Origin of the sequence: Tenacibaculum sp. nBUS_03, from assembly GCF_051201695.1 — a bacterium.
GTDB lineage: Bacteria > Bacteroidota > Bacteroidia > Flavobacteriales > Flavobacteriaceae > Polaribacter.
In genome coordinates this window covers 189489-215099 of record NZ_CP179214.1, presented here as the reverse complement: position 1 = coordinate 215099, position 25611 = coordinate 189489, and the positions used below count along the sequence as shown (strand labels likewise).

General features: G+C 27.5%; 25 protein-coding genes. 12 read left to right on the top strand and 13 right to left on the bottom strand.

The window, feature by feature from the left end:
• Positions 1-103: 103 nt before the first annotated feature.
• Positions 104-703, bottom strand: coding sequence for a DUF6642 family protein (locus tag ACMFBB_RS00915; RefSeq protein WP_435262598.1), 600 nt, complete (start codon positions 701-703; stop codon positions 104-106).
• A 210-nt stretch (positions 704-913) separates the two neighbouring features.
• On the opposite strand from ACMFBB_RS00915, the gene ACMFBB_RS00910 reads away from it, so the two are divergent.
• Entirely contained in the window at positions 914-1528 is a 615-nt protein-coding gene (locus tag ACMFBB_RS00910; protein WP_435262597.1) for a DEAD/DEAH box helicase, read from the top strand.
• A gap of 210 nt (positions 1529-1738) precedes the next feature.
• Here ACMFBB_RS00910 and ACMFBB_RS00905 read toward each other — a convergent pair whose 3' ends face one another.
• The 7 genes from ACMFBB_RS00905 to ACMFBB_RS00875 form a co-directional block, all read right to left on the bottom strand.
• Positions 1739-2182 (bottom strand): DUF962 domain-containing protein, encoded by a 444-nt coding sequence (locus ACMFBB_RS00905; protein ID WP_435262596.1) that lies wholly within the window; start codon positions 2180-2182, stop codon positions 1739-1741.
• A 10-nt stretch (positions 2183-2192) separates the two neighbouring features.
• Positions 2193-2816 carry a TetR/AcrR family transcriptional regulator gene (locus tag ACMFBB_RS00900; RefSeq protein WP_435262595.1) on the bottom strand — a complete coding sequence of 208 codons (624 nt, stop codon included), beginning with the start codon at positions 2814-2816 and terminating at the stop codon, positions 2193-2195.
• Between the two features lie 254 nt (positions 2817-3070).
• Positions 3071-4429: an exonuclease domain-containing protein gene (locus ACMFBB_RS00895; protein ID WP_435262594.1), complete on the bottom strand. Its 1359-nt coding sequence runs from the start codon at positions 4427-4429 to the stop codon at positions 3071-3073.
• Complete coding sequence (locus ACMFBB_RS00890) at positions 4429-5199, bottom strand: XRE family transcriptional regulator (RefSeq protein ID WP_435262593.1); 771 nt, start codon at positions 5197-5199, stop codon at positions 4429-4431. The genes ACMFBB_RS00895 and ACMFBB_RS00890 overlap by 1 nt, the downstream gene beginning before the upstream one ends.
• A 99-nt stretch (positions 5200-5298) precedes the next feature.
• The gene (locus ACMFBB_RS00885; protein ID WP_435262592.1) at positions 5299-7077 is read right to left on the bottom strand and encodes an ABC transporter ATP-binding protein; all 1779 of its coding nucleotides are present in this window, start codon (positions 7075-7077) and stop codon (positions 5299-5301) included.
• An 89-nt stretch (positions 7078-7166) separates the two neighbouring features.
• Complete coding sequence (locus ACMFBB_RS00880) at positions 7167-8342, bottom strand: MFS transporter (RefSeq protein ID WP_435262591.1); 1176 nt, start codon at positions 8340-8342, stop codon at positions 7167-7169.
• A gap of 4 nt (positions 8343-8346) precedes the next feature.
• Positions 8347-8919 (bottom strand): HD domain-containing protein, encoded by a 573-nt coding sequence (locus ACMFBB_RS00875; protein ID WP_435262590.1) that lies wholly within the window; start codon positions 8917-8919, stop codon positions 8347-8349.
• A 93-nt stretch (positions 8920-9012) separates the two neighbouring features.
• On the opposite strand from ACMFBB_RS00875, the gene ACMFBB_RS00870 reads away from it, so the two are divergent.
• A complete protein-coding gene (locus tag ACMFBB_RS00870; RefSeq protein WP_435262589.1) occupies positions 9013-9570 on the top strand; it encodes a Crp/Fnr family transcriptional regulator in 558 nt (185 codons plus the stop codon).
• Between the two features lie 15 nt (positions 9571-9585).
• Here ACMFBB_RS00870 and ACMFBB_RS00865 read toward each other — a convergent pair whose 3' ends face one another.
• Positions 9586-9708 carry a hypothetical protein gene (locus ACMFBB_RS00865; RefSeq protein ID WP_435262588.1) on the bottom strand — a complete coding sequence of 41 codons (123 nt, stop codon included), beginning with the start codon at positions 9706-9708 and terminating at the stop codon, positions 9586-9588.
• A 372-nt stretch (positions 9709-10080) separates the two neighbouring features.
• On the opposite strand from ACMFBB_RS00865, the gene ACMFBB_RS00860 reads away from it, so the two are divergent.
• From ACMFBB_RS00860 to ACMFBB_RS00825, 8 genes are all read left to right on the top strand, one after another.
• The gene (locus ACMFBB_RS00860) at positions 10081-10464 is read left to right on the top strand and encodes a BlaI/MecI/CopY family transcriptional regulator (protein WP_435262587.1); all 384 of its coding nucleotides are present in this window, start codon (positions 10081-10083) and stop codon (positions 10462-10464) included.
• Positions 10457-11785, top strand: a complete 1329-nt coding sequence (locus tag ACMFBB_RS00855; RefSeq protein ID WP_435262586.1) for a M23/M56 family metallopeptidase — start codon at positions 10457-10459, stop codon at positions 11783-11785. Before ACMFBB_RS00860 ends, ACMFBB_RS00855 begins: the two co-directional genes overlap by 8 nt.
• Before the next feature lie 97 nt (positions 11786-11882).
• Positions 11883-12770, top strand: coding sequence for a peptidoglycan DD-metalloendopeptidase family protein (locus ACMFBB_RS00850; RefSeq protein WP_435262585.1), 888 nt, complete (start codon positions 11883-11885; stop codon positions 12768-12770).
• 68 nt (positions 12771-12838) lie between these two features.
• Positions 12839-13273 (top strand): RrF2 family transcriptional regulator, encoded by a 435-nt coding sequence (locus ACMFBB_RS00845; protein ID WP_435262584.1) that lies wholly within the window; start codon positions 12839-12841, stop codon positions 13271-13273.
• A 43-nt stretch (positions 13274-13316) separates the two neighbouring features.
• A complete protein-coding gene (locus ACMFBB_RS00840) occupies positions 13317-13754 on the top strand; it encodes a hypothetical protein (protein WP_435262583.1) in 438 nt (145 codons plus the stop codon).
• Between the two features lie 196 nt (positions 13755-13950).
• Positions 13951-14673 carry an iron-sulfur cluster repair di-iron protein gene (ric, locus tag ACMFBB_RS00835; RefSeq protein WP_435262582.1) on the top strand — a complete coding sequence of 241 codons (723 nt, stop codon included), beginning with the start codon at positions 13951-13953 and terminating at the stop codon, positions 14671-14673.
• A gap of 8 nt (positions 14674-14681) precedes the next feature.
• Positions 14682-16910: a nitric-oxide reductase large subunit gene (locus ACMFBB_RS00830; protein ID WP_435262581.1), complete on the top strand. Its 2229-nt coding sequence runs from the start codon at positions 14682-14684 to the stop codon at positions 16908-16910.
• Between the two features lie 87 nt (positions 16911-16997).
• Complete coding sequence (locus ACMFBB_RS00825) at positions 16998-17312, top strand: iron-sulfur cluster assembly protein (protein WP_435262580.1); 315 nt, start codon at positions 16998-17000, stop codon at positions 17310-17312.
• A gap of 76 nt (positions 17313-17388) precedes the next feature.
• Here ACMFBB_RS00825 and ACMFBB_RS00820 read toward each other — a convergent pair whose 3' ends face one another.
• The 4 genes from ACMFBB_RS00820 to ACMFBB_RS00805 all read right to left on the bottom strand — a co-directional run bounded on the left by ACMFBB_RS00820 (position 17389) and on the right by ACMFBB_RS00805 (position 23567).
• Positions 17389-17649, bottom strand: coding sequence for a carboxypeptidase-like regulatory domain-containing protein (locus ACMFBB_RS00820; RefSeq protein ID WP_435262579.1), 261 nt, complete (start codon positions 17647-17649; stop codon positions 17389-17391).
• Positions 17650-17729: 80 nt separating this feature from the next.
• Complete coding sequence (locus ACMFBB_RS00815) at positions 17730-18830, bottom strand: trypsin-like serine protease (RefSeq protein ID WP_435262578.1); 1101 nt, start codon at positions 18828-18830, stop codon at positions 17730-17732.
• Positions 18831-19118: 288 nt separating this feature from the next.
• Positions 19119-22676, bottom strand: a complete 3558-nt coding sequence (locus ACMFBB_RS00810; RefSeq protein WP_435262577.1) for a M1 family aminopeptidase — start codon at positions 22674-22676, stop codon at positions 19119-19121.
• 3 nt (positions 22677-22679) lie between these two features.
• Positions 22680-23567 (bottom strand): ABC transporter ATP-binding protein, encoded by an 888-nt coding sequence (locus ACMFBB_RS00805; protein WP_435262576.1) that lies wholly within the window; start codon positions 23565-23567, stop codon positions 22680-22682.
• Positions 23568-23773: 206 nt separating this feature from the next.
• Here ACMFBB_RS00805 and ACMFBB_RS00800 point away from each other — a divergent pair, with 206 nt between their 5' ends.
• Together ACMFBB_RS00800 and ACMFBB_RS00795 are read left to right on the top strand one after the other, a co-directional pair.
• Entirely contained in the window at positions 23774-24904 is a 1131-nt protein-coding gene (locus ACMFBB_RS00800) for a sensor histidine kinase (RefSeq protein WP_435262575.1), read from the top strand.
• Entirely contained in the window at positions 24897-25598 is a 702-nt protein-coding gene (locus ACMFBB_RS00795; protein WP_435262574.1) for a LytR/AlgR family response regulator transcription factor, read from the top strand. Before ACMFBB_RS00800 ends, ACMFBB_RS00795 begins: the two co-directional genes overlap by 8 nt.
• Positions 25599-25611 lie beyond the last annotated feature (13 nt).

Genomic DNA, 25611 nt, shown 5'->3' with positions numbered 1-25611 from the left:
ATATTAAGCTCCTCGCTACTAGAAACCTCTGGTAAGTTACCTACACATACACAAGTTTTGGTGCCGATTTACTCCTAGTAAGCTTGTGCGCACCCAACTTTCCCTAATAATACAATCTGAAATCAAGCAACTTACATACTTTGTAATATCTTTGATGTAATTCTTCTACAACATCTAACATGTTTTCATCTTCTTTAAACAGGTTAAAGAACTCTTTATCAAGATTTGAACTAGAAATTCCATTAAATTTATTTCCATAGCCAGAAATCCCCTTTGCACCAGTAATATCTAAAAAATATTGTGCTTCTTCTTCATCTAAATCTAGAATTTTTGCATTTGAAAAATGTAAAATCTTCCCACTTAATCTTCCTTCAAATATTTCTGCAATTTCTTGTAGACTATAGTAGTAATTATTTAAACAAATACTATTTGCTTCCCCTGTTATAACAAAGTATATTATTTCATAGTCTTTAAAATTATGATCATCCAAGACTAATGTATTTAAGCTAGCCTCAAACCCTTCAATAGTATCACATGTTTTATAAATACTGGCTACCCCATATTGCATCGTTAATTCTTCTAACTTCTTTTGAGTATCCGTAACATTTTCTGTTTCTACGTCATAAACCGCTTCTAAACAGTAAATGAAGTAATCTGTATCAACACATTGTTCTTGAGGTAACTGTAGGCTTTTTTGTAACAAATTTCAGAATTTATGAAAACTACTTATAAAACAAAAATAATATATCTCTTTTATTTTTTCATCCATTTTATATAAAATTCAACAAACATTGTATCTGTAGGTGTGCAGTTATCATTAGATTTATGTTTAAATTTGCGATTGTTTAACCTTACTAATACTATAAGTATTTCATAATACTCGTTTTTATCATAAATATATTATCACTTAATTATGCCTTTTAAAAAACTAGATGCTATTATAAAACAGAAGTTATCTGAATTAGAGTTTGACGCTCCTACTCCATTTCAAATTAAAAGTATTCCTGTAATAAAAAGTGGTAAAAATTTATTTTGTACTGCTCCTACTAATAGTGGTAAAACTACTGGATTGATTCTTACAACAATGCAAAAATTAAAATGCAAAGAAGTAGGTACAGCACCTAGGGCCACTGTTTTTGTTGAAAATAATGAAAAAGCATTAGAACTTTATAATAATTTTTTAAAGTTTACCAAATCCACTTCATTACGTGTTTATGTTTGTGATGAAAGAGAGCATATAGATTTACTTAAATCAGAAATATTTGAAGGAGTAGACATTTTAATTACCACTCCTAAGACGATGAATAAACTTTTATTATTGGAAGGAGTAAATACAACACAATTAAAAATAGTTAGTTTTGATGATGCTGAATTTTTAACCAACAAATCTGTAATCGCTGATGTATTGTCCGCTACCCAAAGTATTCATAAATGTCAATATATTATTTATTTAGAGAAAATGAATGTAACCATACAAAACTTAGAGAGCTATTTTATGCATTATGCTGGAAATGTTATTGTAAAGTAGCTATTAAAAACTTGTCAAGGCTTTTTGTGTAACTCAATAGTCTTTATTAAATACCTATACTACACCTATTAAATCAGCGTTTATGGATAAAATTTTAGTTTATCCTCGTATAAAATACGATGAGTTTTTTTGAATTTAAAGGTAATAAGTATTATAAAAATTTTACTACTAAAATTTAATTTTAAAAACATCAAAAAGATGACTCATGGTTCATGCTGGACCAATCATTAAAAATTGCACATCTTTCAAAAATGAAGGTTTTTTCCCTTCGTGATTATGACCTATAAATTGAGCTATCCAAGAAAGCACGAAAATAATTAACATAATGCTCCATAAAGGTAATAAATTTAGCTTAGCAATGAGGTTAATTCCTAAAAGAACAAGTATTGAAAAGAATAACATGCCTAAAAAGAGAACAAAGGATAACCTTAAATAATATATTAGACCAAATAGAATTATTAGTGTACCTAAATTAACATAAGGAATTAATTCAGCAGAAAATATATTGGTTATACTATTAGGAATTGGTATACATGCCAGTAAACCTATAATACTAAAGAAAATTAAAGGAACACATACATAATGTATTTTCCTATTAAATTCAGTTTGATGACTAACCGCATATTCTTCTAATAATGATTCTATTTTTCTCATAATATTGTAATTATTGTTTTTGATTTACAAATTTTTTTAATTCTAAATATTCATTCATCCCCTTTTCTGTAAAACACGGCATAAGAATATTCCATAACATTTGCATAGAGTTACCTTTATTCACTTTGTATTTTTTTGAAGTTATTACTTGCTTTTGTGATTGCCAAAAGGTACTTATCATCCATATAGAGTAAATAATTTTATCATAATCGATGTATTTGTTTTCAGGCTTCAATCTTCCAGATTCAATGTAATAATCAACTAATTTACGAGCATCTTTAAAGCGAATTAAATTTGAAACCTCATATATGTGTGAAATATTTGAGTATGTTTTCAGTATGTGTACAACATCGCTAAAAAAAAACAGATACCGCTCTTGTAAATTATCAAATTTCAGCATCATTTCTTCAAAATGAAAGAGTGTTATGTAGCTATTTTTTGGAAGAATATAGTTTAATGTTTCATTGTGCATTTCATTATAAATAACTTCTAGCAATGCTGCCTTGTCCTTATAATGATATCTAAGATTTCCTGCACTAATCCCTAGTTTATCAGCAATTTGCTTCATTGAAACTGTTGATATTCCATGTTGATTAAACAATTCAACAGCAATTAATTTGATTCTATTTTTCAAAATACAGTTATAAAATGACATTCAAACATAGTCATATAATACTAATTAAACAAAACAATTAGTAAATGTTTACTAATTTTATATTAAGGATCCTAGCTAAGAGAAAAATAGAACAACTATGAAGTGCTCATCTAGTATAATAAACATATAAGTTATTTATATGAGAAAATATTAGTAACACTATAGAATTGAAATTGTAAAAAAGCAAATAAAATTCTGATTTAAAAACCATTAATTATCTTCAAAGGAATAATCTAATGATTCAAAACTTGAACTGAAGGATGTTTTTTTAAGTATGAATTAAGGATCTTTTTTGTTTCAGTAGTATTAGTATGAGGTACTAAATTATCAAAATATACTTGTACTCCAAAATTAGCGTGCTCTTCTTTATAATACCCAAAACCCTTGTATTGATTATTTGCTATTAGTACAAAGGCCTTTTCATTGATACTTCTGCCATTTAGTTCGATGATAAAATCATTATTCTTAAACTTTAAAGATTCAATGGCTTTTAAAACTCTTTTGTTATACGTTGAAATATCTTCTTGTTCAACACAAACTCCTCTACATTGTTTTATTTTATAGTGAAAACAACTTTGAGTATTAGTTTGTAAATGACAATATTTAGGACATAACTCGAAATTTTCACATAATTTTTCTAAAAAATTTCTAACCTCGCTTAAAGAGTAAAATTTATAAATAGCTCCCTGTATCATTTTTGAATTGTTCCATGCTAAATGAATTATACCTCTTCTATCTGTATAGCTAAATAAACTATAGTTAGGTGATTTTTTTTTCTGTGCTCTATTAAATTTAGGATAATGCTTTTTTATTTCAGAAGATTCTAATAATAGCGCTATCAATTCATTTCCTGTTTTTTCGTACGTAACATTACATGTATTCATGCACATATCCATTTCCTTTTTCTTTTTATCATGAAAATGGCTTAAAACACGTTTTTTTATATTGTTAGCTTTGCCTACGTATATAATTTCCTTTTTTTTATTCCAAAAATAGTATACCCCATAATCTTGAGGTAATTCTTCATAAACTTTTTTAGATAGGAATGGTGGCAATGTAGCTTCTTTAGAGTTCGCCTTTAGAAAGCTATTAATAACAGTTTTATTAGGGTCAAGTTCTAATAATTTACCCAATAATATAACAGTAGCTTCAGCATCTCCTTTAGCTCTATGTCTATCTTTAATTTCAATATTTTGAGATCGACAAATTTCACCTAAGCTGTAAGAGTTTCTGTTAGGAATTAGCTTTCTAGACAGCCTAATTGTGCAAAGTTTTTTTCTTTTAAAAGTGAACCCTAATGAACTAAATTCTTTAGAAATTATTCTATAATCAAAATTAACATTATGAGCTACAAATATGCAGCCTTCAGTTATTTCGTGTATTTTTTTTGCCACTTCCTCAAACTTTGGCGCCTGTCTTACCATATAGTTATCTATACCTGTAAGAGTTGAAATAAAAACAGGTATTGTAGTACAAGGGTTTATGAGTGTGGTAAATTCATCTATAATTTTTTCACCGTCATATATAAAAATACTTATTTCAGTAATTTTAGTACCTCCATTGGTTTCTATATCTACTACAGCATAGTTCATTATTCTAATTTGGCTAAAGATTTTAACTCAACCCCTAATTGAGTTAGCATAGTGGCAATACTACTTATTTTTAAATCTCTTTCATCATATTCTTGAGTATTAATACTGCAAGTAAATTCCCATAGCTCAACAACTTCAGAAATAGGAACATTATATGTTTCGTAATTTTTATTATCAGGAACTAATAATAAAGAATTGTTTTCTTCAATTTTGTTATAGACCCTCTTATAAGTAATACCATCATTTTTTGTAACTACAATATATGAAACTCCATCTTTTACATCTTCAATACTTTCTACAAAACTTGCCACAACAAAAGATCCATCTTTCATTGGATGCATTGAGTCACCTTTTATAGGAAAAGCCCTGTGCTTACCAACAGGTAAAAAAGGTAGCTTAATTTGTTGTAATTGCTCAATATATTCAGGGTCGTTATAACCTAATAAATAACCTGCAGAAGCTTCAGTAGGAATTATTTCTATTAGATTATCTTCTTTACTATCAACTATGATTGGAAATAAAATTCGTTGTTTTCCTATATCAATAAAAGAAGTTTCTTTAGAATACGTTAAATCATTTTTGACTAAAACATCTATTGGCAATTTAAAATAGTCTGAAATAACTATTAATGTCTCAATAGGCGGTTCAGAACGCCCCTCTTCATAAGAAGAAACCCTTGATCGAGTTATTTGTATTTCATCTGCAAATTGCTCTTGAGTTAATTCTCTTAAATGTCTTAAATGACGTATGTTTTTAGATATGTTTTTCATTTGCTACAAATATAAGCAAGGATTGCTACATATTGTAGTTTATGTTAAAAAAAATGAAATAATTAATTAAATTCATGCAACAAACTAATATGTTGCATCTTATATTTTTGCTTGATAGGTATATAAATCAAAATATCTTCCTTTTTTAGCGATAAGCTCTTCATGGGTACCTTGTTCTGCAACTTGACCAGATTCAATAACTAGAATTTGATCTGCTTTTTTAATAGTACTCAAACGGTGAGCAATAACAATAGTTGTTCTGTTTTTTACAAGTGTTTCTAAAGATTTTTGTATTAGCGATTCACTTTCTGTATCTAGATTGGAAGTAGCTTCATCTAAAATAATAATTTTTGGATTAGCAAGTATTGCTCTTGCTATAGCAATACGTTGTCGTTGACCACCTGACAGTTTCACTCCTCGCTCCCCTATTAAGGTATCCAAACCTTTTTCAAAACGATCTGTAAATTCATTTACATAACCCGCTTTTACTGCCTGTTGTAATTGTTCTTCACTAGCATCAGGTCTAGGAAATAATATATTATCACGAATACTCCCTTCAAACAAAAATTCATCTTGTAATACAACTCCTAAATTTTTTCTGAAACTACTTAATTTTATTTTAGCAATATCTTGCTCATCAACAGTAATTATACCTGATTTAGGATTTAAAAATGTAGCACTTAAACCTGCGATTGTAGATTTTCCAGACCCAGAACTACCTACTAATGCTATTACTGAGCCAGCTTTAGCATGAAAACTTACATTGTGGATAACATTTTTCCCTTCTTCATATGCAAATGAAACATTTTTAAATGTTAAATTACCTTGAAAATTATCTAATTCTATTGTACGTTCTTTAAGTTCTTCTTCTGCTGTCATATTCATCAATTCTTCAGTACGATCTAAACCAGCCAAAGCCTCAGTAAACTGACTACCTATATTACTCATTTGTATTATAGGTGCTATCATTAGCCCTAAATATAAAGTAAAAGACAAAAACTCACCGGTAGTCATGCTTCCTTGAATCATAAAATACCCACCAATTCCCATAATGCCCAAAGAAGCTAATCCTAATAAAAAAGTAGACGAACTTGACATAATAGCTGTAGCTGTTAAGCTTTTTTTTATGTTTTGAAACAAAAGATCAACACCTTTTTCAAAGGTTTTATTTTCTTGCTCTTCAGCATTAAACCCCTTTATTACCCTAACTCCAGCTAATGTTTCTGTTAATCGTCCTTTTACTTCAGCATTAATTTTACCTCTATTTCTAAAAACAGGTCTAATATACTTGAATGCTTTCATAGCTACAAAACCAAATACTGCAACAGGAAGAAAAACAAATAATGTCATCCAAGGATTAATCCGTATTAATAATACTACAGAAACAACAGCTGTAATAGTACCTCCAACCAACTGAACAAGCCCTGTACCAATTAAATTTCGTACGCCTTCTACATCACTCATAATACGAGACACTAAGCTTCCTGATTTTGTATTGTCAAAAAAACTTATAGGCAAGGACAATACCTTTTTTTGAACTTGAGCACGTAATTCTGATATTACGTATTGTGCCTGCACACTTAATATTCTAGTGAGTAAAAATGATGTTACTGCCTGTAATAATAACGCAACTCCCACAAAAAATAGTACTTCATAAAGCTTAGTTATATCCTTATCAGGAATAACTTCATCTAATAGTATTTTAGATTGCCATGGCAATACTAAACTTGCTATTCGACTAATAACAATTAAAACTAAACCTATTAAAACCAATTTTCGACGAGGCCAAATAATGGTTTTAAAAGCTTTTACTATACTTATCTTAGGTTTATTTTTTATTTCTTTTTCTTTTAAAACTGAATTTTTAAATTCTCTCATATTCTTTTACTAAAAGTATAGTATCAAAGATAAGTGAAACTACTATTTAGTTCCTGGTTAAAAAACCTAGTATATTAATATTTTTTATTTTAAACATATTTTAAAAATTTTATCTTATTGATAACAATATGAATTAGCCCTAAAAAAGCTACAATAGAACAAGTAACAAATATTTGAGGTATTTTTTCTATTACATTGGAATAATACCATCCTGAGAGAAATGCCCCAAAACCTATCCCTGCTTCTAATGCAAAATACATGGTTGCAATAGATTTTCCTTTAGTTAAGGGATTGCTCAAATCAATAGTCCAAGCATTTATTGTTGGAGATAATATTCCCATTGATATTCCATATAATGTAGCACCAAATAATAATCCATTAATACTATCTAATCTACTTAACAACAATAAAGAGATAGTCAAAACTATCAACCCAATAATAATGATAATTTTTCTACCATAAATATCAGATACTTTACCAGCTAGTAACCTAACTAAAAGGGAGGCTACTGTAAATGCTATAAAAAAAGTTCCTTTATTAATAATACCAAGATAAGCACTCCAATCAGGGATTAAAGTAAGTATAACTCCAAAGCTTAAATAAGTAACAAAGGTAATATATGCAGCTGGTAATGCTTCCTTTGCTATCAAATCTGATTTAGAAATTGTTAGAAATTTAAATTTGAACAGTTTTTTATTTTCTAATGTTTCTTTTACTTTTAAAATTAGAAGAACTGATAATAATGCCATTAAAGAAGAGCTATAAAAAAGTATATTATAATTTGAATATAATTTTATGTAACTACCTAAAACTGGACCTAAAGCTAATCCTGTACTAAAACACATACCTTGAATACCCATTGCTTCACCCAGACGATTGTTAGGAATAATATCTGAAACATAAGCAGCTATTGCTGTAGGACTAAAACCTGTTGAAAACCCATGAATTAACCGTAGGAAAAAAAAACCACAAACACTTGTTAATATGGGATAAAATAATCCAGAAATAATGCAAATAAAAGCTCCAAAAATTAATACTGGTTTTCTACCAATAGTATCAGTTAACTTCCCACTAAATGGTCTTGAAAAACCTGCTGTTAATGTAAATAAAGCAATAATTAAACCTTTGTATTCTGAACCTCCCAAATTACTTAAATAACTAGGTAACTCAGGAATTAACATATTATAACTTGCTGAAAAAAACAATGAGCTAAAACATATATATATAAATTGATTAGTATATATTTTTTGACTAAAATTATTCATAACATTATATTTTTTCAAATGACATTTCTATTTCCTCTAATGAGTAATCCCAAATAGCTTTAGACCCTAAAATTACTGGCTTGGTTTTATCTATAACATTTTCTTTAGGAACATTGAATTCTTTCCAAGTTCCTCCTTTATTAGAAACATTTTGTAAAATAGGCTCAAATCTATCCATGGCTTTTGCAAACCTTGCTTCATTTGTTTCCCCTTTCTCAAACTCCAACCACAATTCAATAAGTTCCTTAGCTTGAATTGCTGGTAAAATTCCAAAAATCCTTTTTGCTGCCTTTAACTCTTCTTCTGTATTGCTATGATTTTTAACCGTATCAAAAATAAAAATATCACCAGAATCAATTTCTACAATATCATGTATTAATACCATTTTTAAAACTTTTAAAAGATTAACTTCTTCATTACTATGTTCTACTAAAATCATAGCCATCATGGCTAAATGCCAACTATGCTCAGCATCATTTTCATGTTTATCACTGTTAAATAACTTTGTTTTACGTTGTATATATTTTAATTTATCTATTTCTTTTATAAATTCAATTTGTTGCAATAATGTATTCATTCTTCTTTGTTTTTCTATTTTATTATATAATTTTACAATGCAAATTACTTGCTATTAGAAATTTTATAAAAGGACAATTGTCCCAATTCAAAAATGATTAGAACAGACATAAATTTTTTAACATATATTAGCTTATTAAATGAAAAGTACCCCAACTTTTTTTTAGTGGAGAAATACAACTCAAAAGAAGTTATATTAAAACAACACAAAAGATACCAATCTTTATATATCATTAAAAGTGGGATAACTAAGTGTTATTTATCTGATGAAAATGGTAAAGATTTTATTCAAGAATTTTTAGGTAAAGGAATGGAATTCGGAGAATTAGAGGTTTTTAGTGGGAATTTAAGCTATTGCTCTATCGAAGCAATATCAAAAGTCATTGTTTACAAAATATCATATGAAAACTACAACTACCTGCTAGATAATGATCCTATTTTTAATAGGCTAGTAATAAAATCAATGGCTTTAAAAATTGGATATAAAGCTCCAAGGCATTCTTTTCAACAATCTTATTCTATTGAAGAAAATATTTTAAAACTAAAATACGATTATCCAGATTTTGATAAAATCTTCTCCAAAAATGATATTGCAAATTATTTAGGTATTACTATCCGTAGTTTGAACAGAACATTAAACGGGTTAAAATAATTAATGCATAAAAAGTTATTTTTTTATCACAGTGCCTAAGTTATCACCTCCTATTAAATGCAAGTGCAAAGCACAAACCAATTGTCCTGCATTTTCATCTACTTTCATTGTTAAACGATGCCTTGCTTTTGAAACCATTTGCTATTTAGCTATCTTTTATACTACTAAAAGTTTTACAAAGAATAAAAATCATTTTCTTTTTAGATTTATTTATTAGAAATAAATAGCACATGCACCTTGGCTTCTATTCTGAAGGGTAAAAAGAAGTTACATCGGAATGTTATCCTGTAAGTAACTTGAGTTTGAAGTTATTTTAATTAAAACGGTTGCTTTATTTATTTTCAAGGCTTTAAAACTGATATTTTATACCTTGAAGTAAGCTAAAAAAGTATATTGACTATTGAAATAGTTTCCATATAATTTAAGCTATTAAGAAAATTTTATGACTATAAAAATAGTAATACGACTACATTTATAGTTACATGTTAAAAATAATTATATATTTGCCCTATGAATGAATTAACAAAAGCCGAAGAACAGGTAATGAAATATGCTTGGAAACTTGAAAAAGCATTTTTAAAAGATATAGTAGCAGAATTCCCTGAACCTAAACCTGCCTATACTACAATATCTACAGTTGTTAGAGTTTTGGTCAAAAAAGATTTTTTAAAATTTGAAACTTTTGGTAAAATAAGACAGTATTATCCTACAATTTCAAAAGAAACTTATTTTAAAAAGCATATGAAAGATGTAATAGGTAATTTTTTTAGTGGGTCTGCCAGTAAATTTGCTTTGTTTTTTACAAATAATGAAGATTTAAATCTTACAGAGTTAGAAAAAATGAAAGGAATGCTTGAAAATAAAATAGAAAAATTAAAAGCAAAAAATGAATAATTTATTAATATACCTGATACAAGTAACTAGCATTTTTTCTGTGCTATATTTTGTATACTTACTTTTTTTTAGAAGATTAACTTTTCATACTATAAATCGAGTTATATTAATTTTATTGCTTCCTATTTCTATTTTAACTCCTATTTTAAGTAATTTATTTCCTATTTTATCTTCAAAAATTGTAGAAGTTCCTTTATTTGAATATGTGGCTTTCAATTCTCTTGATCAACAAGTTTTTAATAGTCCACAAAAAGAATTAATGTCTTCTTTTTTAGATTATAATGCAGTATTAATGGGAATCTATTTCTTGATTGTTACTGTTTATCTAGTCAGAGTTTTAATTAATATACTATCTATATTTCTTTTAAAAAACAGGTCTATAATTAAAAAGCAAGAGGGATATAAATTAATATTTGCTGATGTGCCTGAAATATTTTCATATTTCAAATGGATATTTATTCCTAAAAAAGATTTTAAAGAATATAATAACCAAATTGTAGAACACGAAAAATCACATATTATACTAAAACACTCTTGGGATGTTATTTTAAGCGAATTATATATTTCCTTTTTTTGGTTTAATCCGTTACTCTATTTTTATAGAAAATCTCTAAAATCTATACATGAGTTTCAAGCAGATAACGAAGTTCTTCAAAAAGGGATTAAAACTTCAGAGTATATGGAGTTATTATTACAAAGCCTTGAAATTCAGAAACCAAATAATTTATATAATTACTTTAATCAACCAATATTAAAAAAGAGAATTACTATGATGACAAAACCTAAATCTAAAAGAATTTCCAAAATTATATATGTAATCCTATTTCCAATTTTTACTATGTTAATTTTAGCATTTACCAAACATTCGGAAGAAAATAGCTCATATATCAAAACAATAAATATACCAAAACTTACAGGAGATCTTCCTTCCCTATTTCCAGTTAAAAACATTTCAAAAAAAAGTATTGTAGCTTCATTTGGAAAATCTATTAAAAGTCCAATAACAAAAAAGCCTTTCTTTCATGGAGGAATTGACATTATAGCTTCTACAGGGACTCCTGTTGTTGCTTCAGCTGATGGTATTATTAATAAAGCCTCTTCAGAAAATGCTTGGGGAAATTTAATTGTAATTAAACATAGTCATGGATATGAAACTTGGTATGCACATTTAAATGGATTTAATGTAACTAAAAATCAAAAAGTAAAAAAAGGAGATGTTATTGGATATGTAGGAAATACTGGTCGTTCATTAAGACCACATTTACATTATGAAGTAAAGCAAAATGGGATACGCTTAAACCCAAAAGATTTTATTCAATAATTACTCATTCCAACCCTTAATAGCCTGTAAAAATAGATAGAACCAAAAGATTATATTTATCCTTAAATAGAACCTTACAATTACGTAAATTTAAAATATGAAATCATTATTTGCAGTCTTAGTATCACTATTTTTAATTACAAATAGTTTCGGACAAATAGAACAAATTTTAGAAATCAATATCGATTCTATACTAAATTTTAAAAACACCCCAAAAGACAGTACTCCTCCTAATCCATTTTTGACTGAAAATTGGAATACTTCTACCTATAACCCATATAAAAATAAGATAAATAAATATCCTTTTAATATAACTTTTAACGATAGTGTATATTCTTCTCCTATTGATAGAAAAAAAGTAATAACATCTCATTATGGATGGCGAAAAAGAAGAGCCCATAAAGGAATTGATATCGACTTAGTAACTGGAGATGATGTTAAGGTTATGCTTGATGGAAAAGTGCGTTATGTTGATTATCATCCTGGGCACGGTAAAGTTGTTGTTGTTAGACATTACAACGGATTAGAAACCTCCTATTCACATTTGTCAAAACAATTAGTAAAAGTTAATGATACACTTATTAAAGGTCAAGTTATAGGAAAAGGAGGTACAACAGGAAATGCAAGAGGAAGTCACCTCCACCTTGAAGTTAGTTTTAAAGGAATTTATATAAATCCTGAATACTTATTTGCTTTTAATAAAGAAAACACTATACGATCTCAAAACATATGGGTAACTAAAAATTGGGTAACTCCTTATATACATAATTCAAAAAAACAAAGCCCAATTTTAATTTGTAACACCTATGAAGATGCTATAAAAAGAAGTATAAAAACAAAACAAATTTATGTCATAAAAAAAGGAGATACTCTTTCAAAAATTTCAAGTAAACATCGAATATCTATAAACTCAATTTGTAAAACAAATGCTATTAGTAAAACTGGTATACTTAAAGTTGGCCAGAAGTTAGTTTTAATTCAATAAATTTTATAGCGGATGTATTTGTCTTTTATAAAAATATACGCTAAATTTGTAGCATAATATTTTAATAAATGTTTTCAAAATCATGTGAATATGGTCTAAGAGCTATAATCTTTATTGCTCAACAGAGTACTCAAGATATAAAAGTGAGTTTATCCACGATATCAATGGCAATTGATTCTCCACAAGCATTTACAGCCAAAGTTTTACAACAGCTTACAAGAAATGACATTGTAAAATCAATTAAAGGTCCTTACGGTGGTTTTATTATTGAGAATTCAAAAATGAATACAGTAAAATTGAGTGATGTTGTAAAAGTATTAGATGGAGACTCGATTTTTACCAGCTGTGGTTTAGGATTAAAAGAATGTAATGATAAATCACCTTGCCCTTTGCACTATCAATTTGTAGAAGTTCGTGACAAACTTAAATCAATGCTTCATAATACCACTCTATTAATGCTTGTTAATGATATGAATGTTGATACTTTTTTTTTGAAACGTTAAAAAAAACAATTTTAAAAAGGATAAAAAGATCCGAATATACTTTATGAAAAAAAATTTAATTATAATATTTATATGGATTGGTTTTGTGTGCGCAATAAGCTTTATGGAATCTTGGTTAAAATTTCTAGCCCCTAACATAACATTAGAACTTGGATTAGGAATAGGAAAACTAGTATTTACAGCTTTAAATATTATGGAAATTGTATTTCTAATAAGTGTTTCAATAAATAGTATAGTACTTTATAAAAAAGAGAATAAATCTATTCACTATTCTTTTCTAATAATTGTTTTAATTATGCTTATACAAACATCTTGGCTATTACCAATTTTAAATACACGGGCAGAACAAATTATTAATGGAATAATTTTAGAAAAAAGTAACATACACTTCATATATGTTATGCTAGAAGTACTAAAAGTACTATGCTTGTTCATATTTGGAACTACATTATTAAAGAAATTAACTGTACAAAATGAATAAAATTAAATAAAAACGAATACTTATAATTCATAACTAAATAATACCAACATCTTATTAAATATCATACAAAAAGCATGGATAAAATAGCTTAATGAGAACACTTACGCTTTATTTAAATAACAAAAAAAACATAAAACATTGATTAACAAATAGAAAAACTCATTCAAAATATTAAATAAAATTAAAACACAGAGTAATGAACATTAACAAAAACACTTTAATAAGTACTATTGTAGCAGAAAATTATAAATCTGCTACTATTTTTAAATCATATGGTATAGATTTTTGTTGCAATGGCAATAGGAGCATAGAAACCGTATGTAATACTAAAAATATTAATAAAAGTATACTAATTAACAAGTTAGATAATTGTTTTAAATCTGAGATAGATACCAATAACTATCAAGCATGGGATATAGATTTTCTTTCAGATTATATATACAATAAACATCATAAATACGTAGAAAAAACAATACCAGAGCTAAAATTATATCTAGATAAATTATGCAAAGTTCATGGTATGTACCACCCAGAATTATTTGAAATATACAAGCTATTTACTGAAAGTGCAAACGATTTGACAATGCATATGAAAAAAGAAGAATTAATTCTATTCCCTTATTTCAAAAAATTAATTAAAGCTGCTAAAAATAAATCAACAATTTCAAGTAACCTGTTTAATAGCTTAAAAAGTCCGATAGCAATGATGCATGAAGAACATGACAATGAAGGGAGTCGGTTTAGAAAAATTTCTGAACTAAGTAATAATTATTCCCCTCCTGTAGATGCATGTAATACTTACAAAGTAACTTATCATTTACTTCAGGAATTTGAAGAAGATTTACACAAACATATTCATTTAGAAAATAACATTTTATTTAAAAAAGGAGTTGAATTAGAAAAAACTCTGCAAAATTAATAGAAACCATGAAAAAAACTTGGATCGCATTTATTAGTGTTGTTACCCTTTCATTTATTGCTTTAATTTGGGTAGGAACTGAGGTATATCAAACACAACCACCAATTCCAGAAAAAGTTGTTGTCAAAAATTCTGGAAAAATCATTTATACAAAAGAAGATATTCAAACTGGACAAAATGTTTGGGAATCTATTGGAGGCATGGAAGTTGGTTCTATATGGGGACATGGAAGTTATGTTGCACCCGATTGGACAGCAGACTGGATACATAAAGAAGCAATATATTTATTAAATTATTGGTCTAAAACAGAATTTCAGTTACCCTATGATAGCCTAAATGTAGAAAGAAAAGCAGCTATCAAAGCACGTTTAATAAATGATATTAAAACTAATACATTTAATGCTGCTACTAATACAGTTACAATATCAGAAGAAAGGCTAGCCGCTATTACAAGTAACATAAAACATTATTCGTCTATTTTTTCTGAAGGAAAAAAAGAGTATGCTATTCCAAAGGGAGCTTTAACAGATCCTATTAAATTAGAACAATTAAATGCTTTTTTATTTTGGACTTCTTGGGCGGCAAGTACTAATAGACCCAATAAAGAGTACACATATACGTCTAATTGGCCTCATGAACCTTTAATTGATAATGAAATTACAAAAGATTCTGTTATATGGTCAGGATTGTCAATTGTATTATTGCTTCTATTTATAGGTATCCTAACTTTTTATTATTTAAGAGATCATGAAAAAGGAGACATAATAACCAAGCCCAATGTTGATCCTCTAACAGGAATGAAATTAGTGCGCTCTCAAAAAGCAATTTTAAAGTATTTTATTGTTATTTCACTATTAATAGGCTTGCAAGTTGTTTTAGGTATCATAACCGTTCATTACACAGTTGAAGGCCAAGCCTTTTTTGGAATTGATTTGGCTAGTTTTTTACCATATTCAATTACAAGAACTTGGCATACCCAATTAGCTGTATTTTGGATAGCAGCAACATGGCTATCTACTGGTTTATTCTTAGCTCCTATGATTTCTAATAAAGAATTTAAGTACCAAGTTTTTGGAATAAACTTTTTATTTATTGCCTTACTAATCATCGTATTAGGATCTATGCTAGGTGAATGGTTAGGTGTTCATCAATTTCTAGATTTAACAACTAACTTTTTCTTTGGTCATCAAGGCTATGAATATATGGATTTAGGTAGATTTTGGCAACTATTTTTAGGCATAGGTTTAATACTATGGGTGTTTATGGTTGGAAGACATATTGTTTATGCTATTCGTAAAAATGATGCTTCTAAACAATTACTTACAATTTTATTAATATCTGTGGTTGCTATTGGAATGTTCTTTTTCTCAGGCTTGATGTATGGGGAAAATAGTAGTTTGCCAGTCATTAATTATTGGAGATGGTGGTTAGTTCATTTATGGGTAGAAGGCTTCTTTGAGGTTTTTGCTACGGTTGTTATTGCTTTTATTTTTTCAAAAATGGAAATAATTTCTGCTAAAACTGCTGGTAGAGTTTCAATTGCTTCAGCAACTATTTTTTTAGCTGGTGGTATAATAGGAACCTTGCATCATTTATATTATTCAGGAACTCCAGTTCAAGCAATTGCTTTAGGAGCAACATTTAGTGCTTTAGAAGTTGTTCCACTTACCCTTATGGGGTTTGAAATAAAAGAGAGTTGGACACTTTTAAAAAGTACTCCTTGGATGCAAAAATATAAATGGCCTATCTTCTTTTTTATAGCTGTATCATTTTGGAACTTTATAGGTGCTGGTGTGTTTGGATTTCTTATTAATCCTCCAATCGCATTGTACTATATTCAAGGATTAAATACTACTGCTGTTCATGCTCATACTGCTTTATTTGGAGTTTATGGTATGTTAGGTATGGGGTTCATTATAATTTGCTTACGATTTTATTCTAATAGAACTTGGGAAAGTAAAAAGTTAAAAAGAGCTTTTTGGTTATTAAATATAGGTTTAATTGCTATGGTTTTGTTTAGTTTGCTTCCTATTGGAATAATTCAAGCATATACTTCAATTACTAAAGGATATTCTTTTGCAAGAGATGCTGAATTATTATACTCTCCAGTTGTTCAAATCTTAAAGTGGTTACGAATAATAGGAGACATTATTTTCTCAGTGGGTATATATTACTTCTGTTGGTTTACTATTTCAGAAACTATATACAATTACAAAAGAAAAAAACACATAAACTAAATTTATTAAATAAACCATTGCTCTTTGTTAAAAATAATAGCATGGAGTAATGGTTTTAAATTTTAAAATAAAAAGATAATTTTAAGTATGGAAACAAACGAAAATTTACAAAACCTAATAATAAAAAAAATTAAAGAAGTTTTTGATCCTGAAATACCTGTTGATGTGTATGAATTAGGATTAATTTATAATGTTAGTATCGAAAATAAAAATGATGTATATGTTTCAATGACGTTGACATCACCATCATGTCCAGTAGCTGAAGCATTACCACAACAAGTAAAAAGAAAAATAGAAGAATTAAAATTAATTAATAAAGTTGAAGTTGAATTGACATGGCAACCGAGTTGGAATAGATCGATGATTAGTGAAGAGGCCAAGTTAACTTTAGGTATACTTTAACAATACATGTTGGTATTAAAAACTAGCTACGATAGATAATACTTTTTATACTAGTTAGATAATGCTTGTAGTGATCTTATCTTTCCAATGCAATCATGAAGTTTAAAACACTATCCACAGTGCATATAAAGGTTAAAACTTTACTAGTATATAATTCACTAATTATCTGAATCGTATACTCCCCTACTTCCAAATCTACCCATTCAAATTTCCCATTTTCATCACTTAATTGAGCAATATCATTTAAAGCTAGTTTTTCATTTTTTAATAGAACTACTGCTTCATGTATAGGAGTTTTTGATATTTTATCTACAATTTTTCCTGTAACCTTATTCATAATTAAAAAAAGGCTATCTAAAAAATTACTTTTATATTTATTAACTTTTTAGACAACCTTGTTATTAGATTTACAATATGTTATTTGTATTTATTCTTCCAATTTTTAAGGTTCTTATAAACAGCAGATGTTATTCTTGTCGCTGAATTCCCAAGTGAAGACCCATTAGTATGAATTCCAACCACATATCGTTTTCCATTTTTATATTTCCAAACAGGAGAACCACTTTGCCCTCCAGCAGAATCAATATTATATACTAAAGTTCTTGGAGTAACTAATTTAATTCTTCTACAGTGCCACCATTGAGTTCCTGCAGGTTTATCTCCAGGATATCCAGAAAGATTTACTTTTAAACCAAGTAAACTGAAAAAATTATAATTTGCATAGCCAAAATAACCAACTTTATTTCCAAACTTACAGTTTTTGGGCAAAATAATCGCTCCATAGTCATTACTTCTTTTTTTGCTTTTTGTCCATCCTTTTACAGAGTGAAAATGACTTGTTTTACATGAACCAAAAGGCTTACTTGCCCCATTACGACCAGGAATTACTTCTATACTTTTTGCCCATCCACCATGTTTATGCATATAAACAACGTGCCCAGCAGTAATTACTGTTCTTGGTCCTATCAAAAAACCTGTTCCTATCCAACTTGTTCCATCTTTTGCCTTAATTTTTAATGAACAAATAGCTCTCCATGGATATTTAGTTGTTCCATTTATTTTTTTACGATCATCTTTACCAATAACTACTTCTTGAACCATTTTTTGCCCACTTTCGGTTCTCATTAATTCAGCTAAATCTGAATCTCCGTAACTTCCATAGTAAGCATTTAGTCCATCTCCCTCTATATTTCTAGAAACATTCTCTTCAGAGTCCACAACAGAATAATCATATCCATCTATTTTTTCTAAAGTATCGTCTTCAGTATTTTCTGTAAGTGTTTCATTTAATTCAGAATTACCACCTAAAAACGGCTCTTCACTATCAGTATCTTCTCCAAGTACCGTTTCATTTTCATTACTTACTTCTTGATAATCTTCTTGTGTTGCCTCTTCATTATTTTCATCTTCAAATTCTGTAAATTCATTTTCTGAATTTATCTGATGTTTTCCTTCAAAAGATTCTTCAGAGAATCCTTCGTTAATTACTCCTTCTTTTGTCTTTTCTAAAGTATTCATTTTTTAATAATTTAAGTTTAATAATTGTATTACAAATTGCAAAATGTTACAACAAAACTATAAAAACATAAAAACCAAAAGCACAGGTTATACACTGATAATCAATGATTAAAACCACTTTTTATTTAAGGAAAAACACTTTACATATTTAAAGAATATCTTTTCTATTCATTTTATTCTTTCAAAACATAACGCAAAATTTATTAAATTAAACATAATAGTTGTTAACAAAAAGAGCTGAATTATTGTAATTAATTCAGCTCTTTTTATTTTATTAAAATACTTTTACTAAAATTTTATCGTATTATCTATTAAATTTTCGTCACTTCTTGTACCAAATGGATCAATACTGATATATTTAGGTTTTTCATCAACTATTATTGTAACCTCTGATATTTCTTTATCAATAATAAATGATTTATAATACAATATTTGATTGTTATTTTTTACTTTAGAAGGATGAGAATTAAAAACTCCTATTTTTATTGGTTCATTAATAGATATCTCTTCAATTTCACCAGTATCTAAAGTATTAAATCGCTTTGCTTTTATCTTAACTGTTACTTTAAACTTACCGTTTTTTAATTGTTTAAACTCTCCTCTTTCCATTGCCAAATCATACGTAATCACTCTCTTAAACCAATCATCAATTAATACGTGATAATTTAAAGGAGTTGCTTCATACAGAGCCTTTAAAAACTCAATAGAATTTACTTTTAATGTTTTACTGCCTCTACATTTGTTTGCTAATTTCTTTAATACAATATTTAATTCTTTCTCTCCTATTAAATCTCTCATTCCTAATAAAACAGTTAATGCTTTTCCATAAGAAATATAGCCTTGTCCTAATACCTTATATACTGGAGGCTCTTGTTCTCCAGCAAATGCTCTACCGTAAAAATATCTCCTTCTAGTGTTATCACTTAATTCAAACAAAGCTCTTTTTCCATACATTTTCTCCATAACTACAGCTTCAGTATATTTTGCAAATCCTTCGATAAAAAGCGATCCTCCAGCCACTGGTTTTGCTGCTAATGTATGTCCCCACCATTGATGCCCAACTTCATGAATTGTTCTTTTTGCTACTAAATTAAAAATAGAAGAATCACGTACATTTGATAAATATAATCGGTCTTCCACCATACTTATAACCCCTGGGTGAGCAAAACCTCCAAACGACCAATGTGATGGGATTTCTGCTATTCTAAGATGTTTAAAATTATACTCACCAAAATTCTTCTGACAATAATTTAAAGTTTGTATCGCACTATTTTCAATTTCCTGAATATTAAAAAAATGATTTTCATCATAATATTGCTCAATTGAAATACCTTTATAATTAATTTTTTTAGTTTTATATCTAGCTGAAAAATAAGCAATCATAGGCATGATTTTATTTACAGACTTATAATGATAATAATTTCTATCATTTTTAACCCATTGATATACCAATCTGCCCGAACTCAAAGCCACTTGATTTTTATCTGTTGATACAATGGTTTCAAAGTTTATTTTTTCATTATTAAAATCATCATGTTCAATATGTGAATCTGATATATTTTCTTCTTTTCTTATTGGTAACTTTCTTTTTTCTCGTTCTACTCTATTTACTATCTCGGCACCTCTGTTATATCCAAGTATAGGTTCAAATGTTCTATGCGTTATATATGTTCCATTCTCTACAATAGTTTTATTATTTTCATATTTTTTAACTTTATAATCCAATTCAAAATTAAATAATAGTGAATCATTAGGCTGAATAGCTTTTTTAAATTTAAAGACATATATACCAAACTCATTATCTTTTTTCATTAACGTTCCTTTTTCTAAAGAAATAGATTTTAACGCTACTCTTTCAGTAATAAAAATTTCAGATATAGGCTTTCTGGTGCCATTTTTTAAAATATAATTTGCTTTTACTGTGTAGCGCCTTTCATTAGGATAAATAGCAACTTCAGTTTTTCTAGATATCGGAAAAGGTCGTTCTAGATTTTCATATTTTTTAAACTTTTTCTCATATTTTTCTCTTAAGTCTAATTGACTACTTAAAGTTTCATAAGTATCAATTATATTCATGTTGTAAAATAGTATTGCTCCAAAAGTTACAAATAGTGCGCCTAAAAATGAGATTGATACTTTTTGAATTTTAGTCGATTCATAACGCAGTTTTTTTAGTTTTAATAAAAGACTTGATAACACTCCTCTATTCCATATTTTAAATGATATTGCCATTAAAAAAAGTCCTAAAGACAACCAATACATTACTAGGTGATCATATAAAACAGCACCTCCATAAAAATTGTTCATATTTGAATACGCAACTCTTGGCATAAAACCAATACTTGTTAAAGGATGTTCTAGACCAATTAAATTAGATTTCAAACTAAATACTACAATTAATCCAAAAACTCCCATACCAACATATTTACTTTTGGCTAAACTATTTACAAAAATTGCAATCATTGAGAAAACCATTAATTGAATACCATAATGATAATATAATGATGCATATAAATTAAATTCAAAATTTGTATAACTTAAACTTATTTGAAAAATAATACACATTAAAACTCCTGTAGTAATTAAAATAATAGGCAATAGTAATAATGTAAAAAATTTAGATAAGAAGAATATGTTATTTTTTGTAGGAACCGAATCTAGAATTAAATTAAAGTTTAAACTGCGTTCTCTCCATACAATTTCAGCACTATAGAAAATGATTAAGAGTAAACTAAAAATAGTAAGAGGATCAACTATTAAGGAAATTAGCTGATTCGTAAAAGGATACGAACTAACTCCATATTCACCTCCTTCTATTACTGTTGCGTATAATTCTGAAAACACAATAAACAACCACATTATAAGAACTGCAATAAAAGGTAAACTCTTAAAAACACTTATCAGTTCTAACTTTAGTAAAGATATAAACGTTATTACTTTTGTTTTAAAATTGTGAATTACATCTAATGGTTTATAATCAATTTTTGCTACATTTTCTTTGTTAGCTCTCTTTTTTGTCTTTATTTTTTTTGTTAATTCTCTAAAAGAAAACAATTTATACGTCCCTAATAAAACTCCAAAAGAAATAAGAATCCAAATCAGCCTGTTGATTAAAAAATATCCTGAAAATGAAATTAATTGCGTGTTTTTTTGGAATGGAGTCCAATATTGAGTTTGTTCAAAAAATGCTGCAACTCCAAATAAATCTACTACTGCTGCTATAGCCATACTTTCAGGAGATGCTGGAACAGATTGTGCTAAAAGTGGAGAGTTTAAAAAAATTGAACATACAAAATACAACATATATAAAAATACAGCGCTAATGTAAGTTGCTATACTACTTTTTGTTAGTGTGCTCACAGAAAAAATAATCGTTGTACAAATAAAAATATTAGGAACAACAACATACAACCAAGGTTGTAAATATGTTAATAATTTGAAATTACCTAATCGTTCTGGATCTAAATTCGAAAAATAATTTCCACTAATATATCCTACTATAAAAGGAGAAAAAGCCAACGTGCTAAAAATAAATGTACCTAAAAATTTACTCCAGAAATAATGTGACTTTTTAATTGAAGAACTATAAATTAAATTCTCCATGTCATGCTGTTTATCTCTAAGCATAGCACTAATAGCAAAAAACATAATAATAAATACACTTCCTAAAGTAAAAAGGCTTGTATGAAAATAAACTTGATACACTGAATTATAATTAACTCCATTAGGAGCAAAACCTTGCTTACCTACAAAATAACCTATCGCTAGAAATAAGATAACGAATATTGGAAATGCACGTTGTTTTAATTGATAATATATCTCAAAATTAAATAGCTGTTTAAACATAATTTATACGTTTTTTAATTGGTTATTAAAAAGTGTTGCGAAGTAAAAATCTTCTAAATTTGGAGTAATTGGTTGAAAGCCTAATTCTGGTTTAAAGTCTGATAAAACTCTCACTTGTGTATCACCTGATACAAGTTTAGTTGAAATAACTTTGAAGACTTTTTTATACGATTCAATATCTGCTTTACGTATAATTTTACTCCATATTTTATTTTCAATACTTGCTACCAGCGTTTTTGGGTTTCCTTCTGATATAATTTGACCATTTGATAGAATAGCCATTTTGGGACATAAATTTTTAACATCTTCTACAATGTGTGTTGATAAAATTACAATAACGTTCTCCCCTATTTCACTTAATAAATTTAAAAAACGATTGCTTTCTTCTGGGTCTAAACCAGCAGTTGGTTCATCTACAATAATTATTTGAGGATTTCCTAATAATGCCTGAGCAATACCAAAACGCTGACGCATACCTCCTGAAAATGTATACACTGCTTTCTTTCTATGCTGATATAAATTAACTTGTTGGAGCAATGCTGTTACTTGCTCTTTGCGTTCATTTTTATTAATAACTCCCTTTAAAATCGCTAGATGGTTTAATAGTTTTTCTGCAGATATTTTTGGATATACACCAAATTCTTGTGGCAAATACCCCAAGCACTTTCTTATTTTTTCTGGTGTCTCAACTATATTTTCGCCATTAAATGTAATTGTTCCTGAAGTAGGTTCTTGTAAAGAGGCTATAGTCCTCATTAATGATGATTTCCCAGCCCCATTTGCTCCTAATAAACCAAACATTCCATTGGTAATTTCTATATTAATTCCGTTGATTGCTTTTACTCCGTTTGAATATGTTTTAGTTAAGTTTTCTATTTTTAGTGTATTCATAATGGTTCTATTTAATTACATTACAAATGTGTTTTTTTTATCATCTTTTTAAAATTTAAAATGATAAACAACTCACTTATTTACATACACATAATCTTTTTTACATTAAAACTAGATTCAGCGCAAAAATCATATTGTTCGTCATAATTTTCATACTGTACATCAATATAGTTGTAAAAACATAAGAACATTAGTAGTTTTGATGTATGATTCAGTTTTTAAAAAAATATAAGGCCTTCTTTTTTGGTTTAATTATTATTCCGGTATTTTACTTATTAGATACTACCAAATATTTAAACATACCTCGTGATCAACCTTTTGAAGTGTTTACTATTACTTTATTTTGGTGGTTAGTAATTTCCTTACCTATTCATAATTACAAGTATCTTAAAACTAAAAAAAGTGTATTACTGAAAGTACTCAGCATAATTGTAATTTTCTTTATCGCTTTAATAATAGATTCTTATATGAATGTACCAGATAATCCAATTACTTTTACTCTTTTATTGGTATTTTGGTTAGGGTTTGTATATATTTTAGCTCCAAAATTCATCATAAAATATTGGAAGCTAATAACACTTATTTATGCGCCATTACTTTTATACTTTTTCTATTTAAGATTACTTTCAGGAAACTTAGATGCTTACTTAAAAATTAAAGAAAATTTTCCAATTTATATCTTCTTTTTACCGATTCCTTTATTATTTTTAGTATGGATTTTTGAACAGTGGAAGTGGCTTCAAAATTTAAAAACTGAAAAAACGAAAACTGAATTATCATTACTTAGAACACAAATAAATCCACACTTTTTCTTCAATACATTAAATAATTTATATGCTTTAACTATTAAAAATTCTAAACAAGCTCCTGATGTTATTTTAAAACTTTCTGATATGATGCGTTACACTATATATGAAGGAGAGAAAGAAAGGGTAAAACTTTTTGATGAAATTGAATATTTGAATAATTATATTGAACTTCATAAAATTAGACACAAAAAATCAGTAGAAATTTCTTTCAATTATAAAGATGTTAATCCTCATTTAACTATTGCTCCTTTATTATACATTATGCTTTTAGAAAACTCGTTTAAACACGGTATTGATACCCTTTCTGAAAATGCTTTTATTAATATTCATTTATACGACACGAGTGAAGCTATTGTTTTTGTTATTATGAACAATTTTGATCCTAATGAAATACAAAAAACTAAAGGTATTGGGTTAGAAAATCTAAAAAAAAGACTTTCTTTATTGTATAAAAACAAGCATGAATTAGTAATAGATGTATCAAATACTATTTATAAAACAACACTAAAAATAAATAAAAATGCTTAACTATATTATAATTGATGACGAACCTTTAGCTCATGAAATTATTGAAGAGTTCTGTAATATGTTGCCACATTTAACATTGCAAAAAAACTGTTATAATGCAATGGAGGCTATGCAATATTTAAATGAACATACTATAGATTTTATGTTTTTAGATATAAATATGCCAAAACTTAGAGGACTTGATTTTTTAAAAACACTAACAAATCCTCCAAAAACTATTATTACAACAGCATATAAAGAATACGCTTTAGAAGGATTTGAATTAAATGTTGTAGATTATATTTTAAAGCCTTTTAGTTTTGATCGGCTAGTTAAAGCAGTTAATAAAATAACATATTCAAATACTATTAAAACAGTAATTAAAGAAGTAAATAGTACACCAGAAAAAAATGCTCGCTTTTTTGTTAAAGGAAATAAAAAGTTTCATCAAATTAATTTAAGTGAGCTTCTTTATATTGAAGCTTACGGAAATTACACTAAATTATTTTTAATAAATGAGATGATTGTAAGTCATGAAAAAATCTCATATTATGAAGAAATATTAGATATAAATGATTTCTTAAGAGTACATAAATCATTTATTGTTGCTATAAATAAAATAAAATTTATTGAGGGTAATCGTATTTTAATTAATGAACATAAAGTACCTATTGGGCAAACTTATAAAAACAACGTTAATAAACTCTATTCATAAAGTTTATTAACGT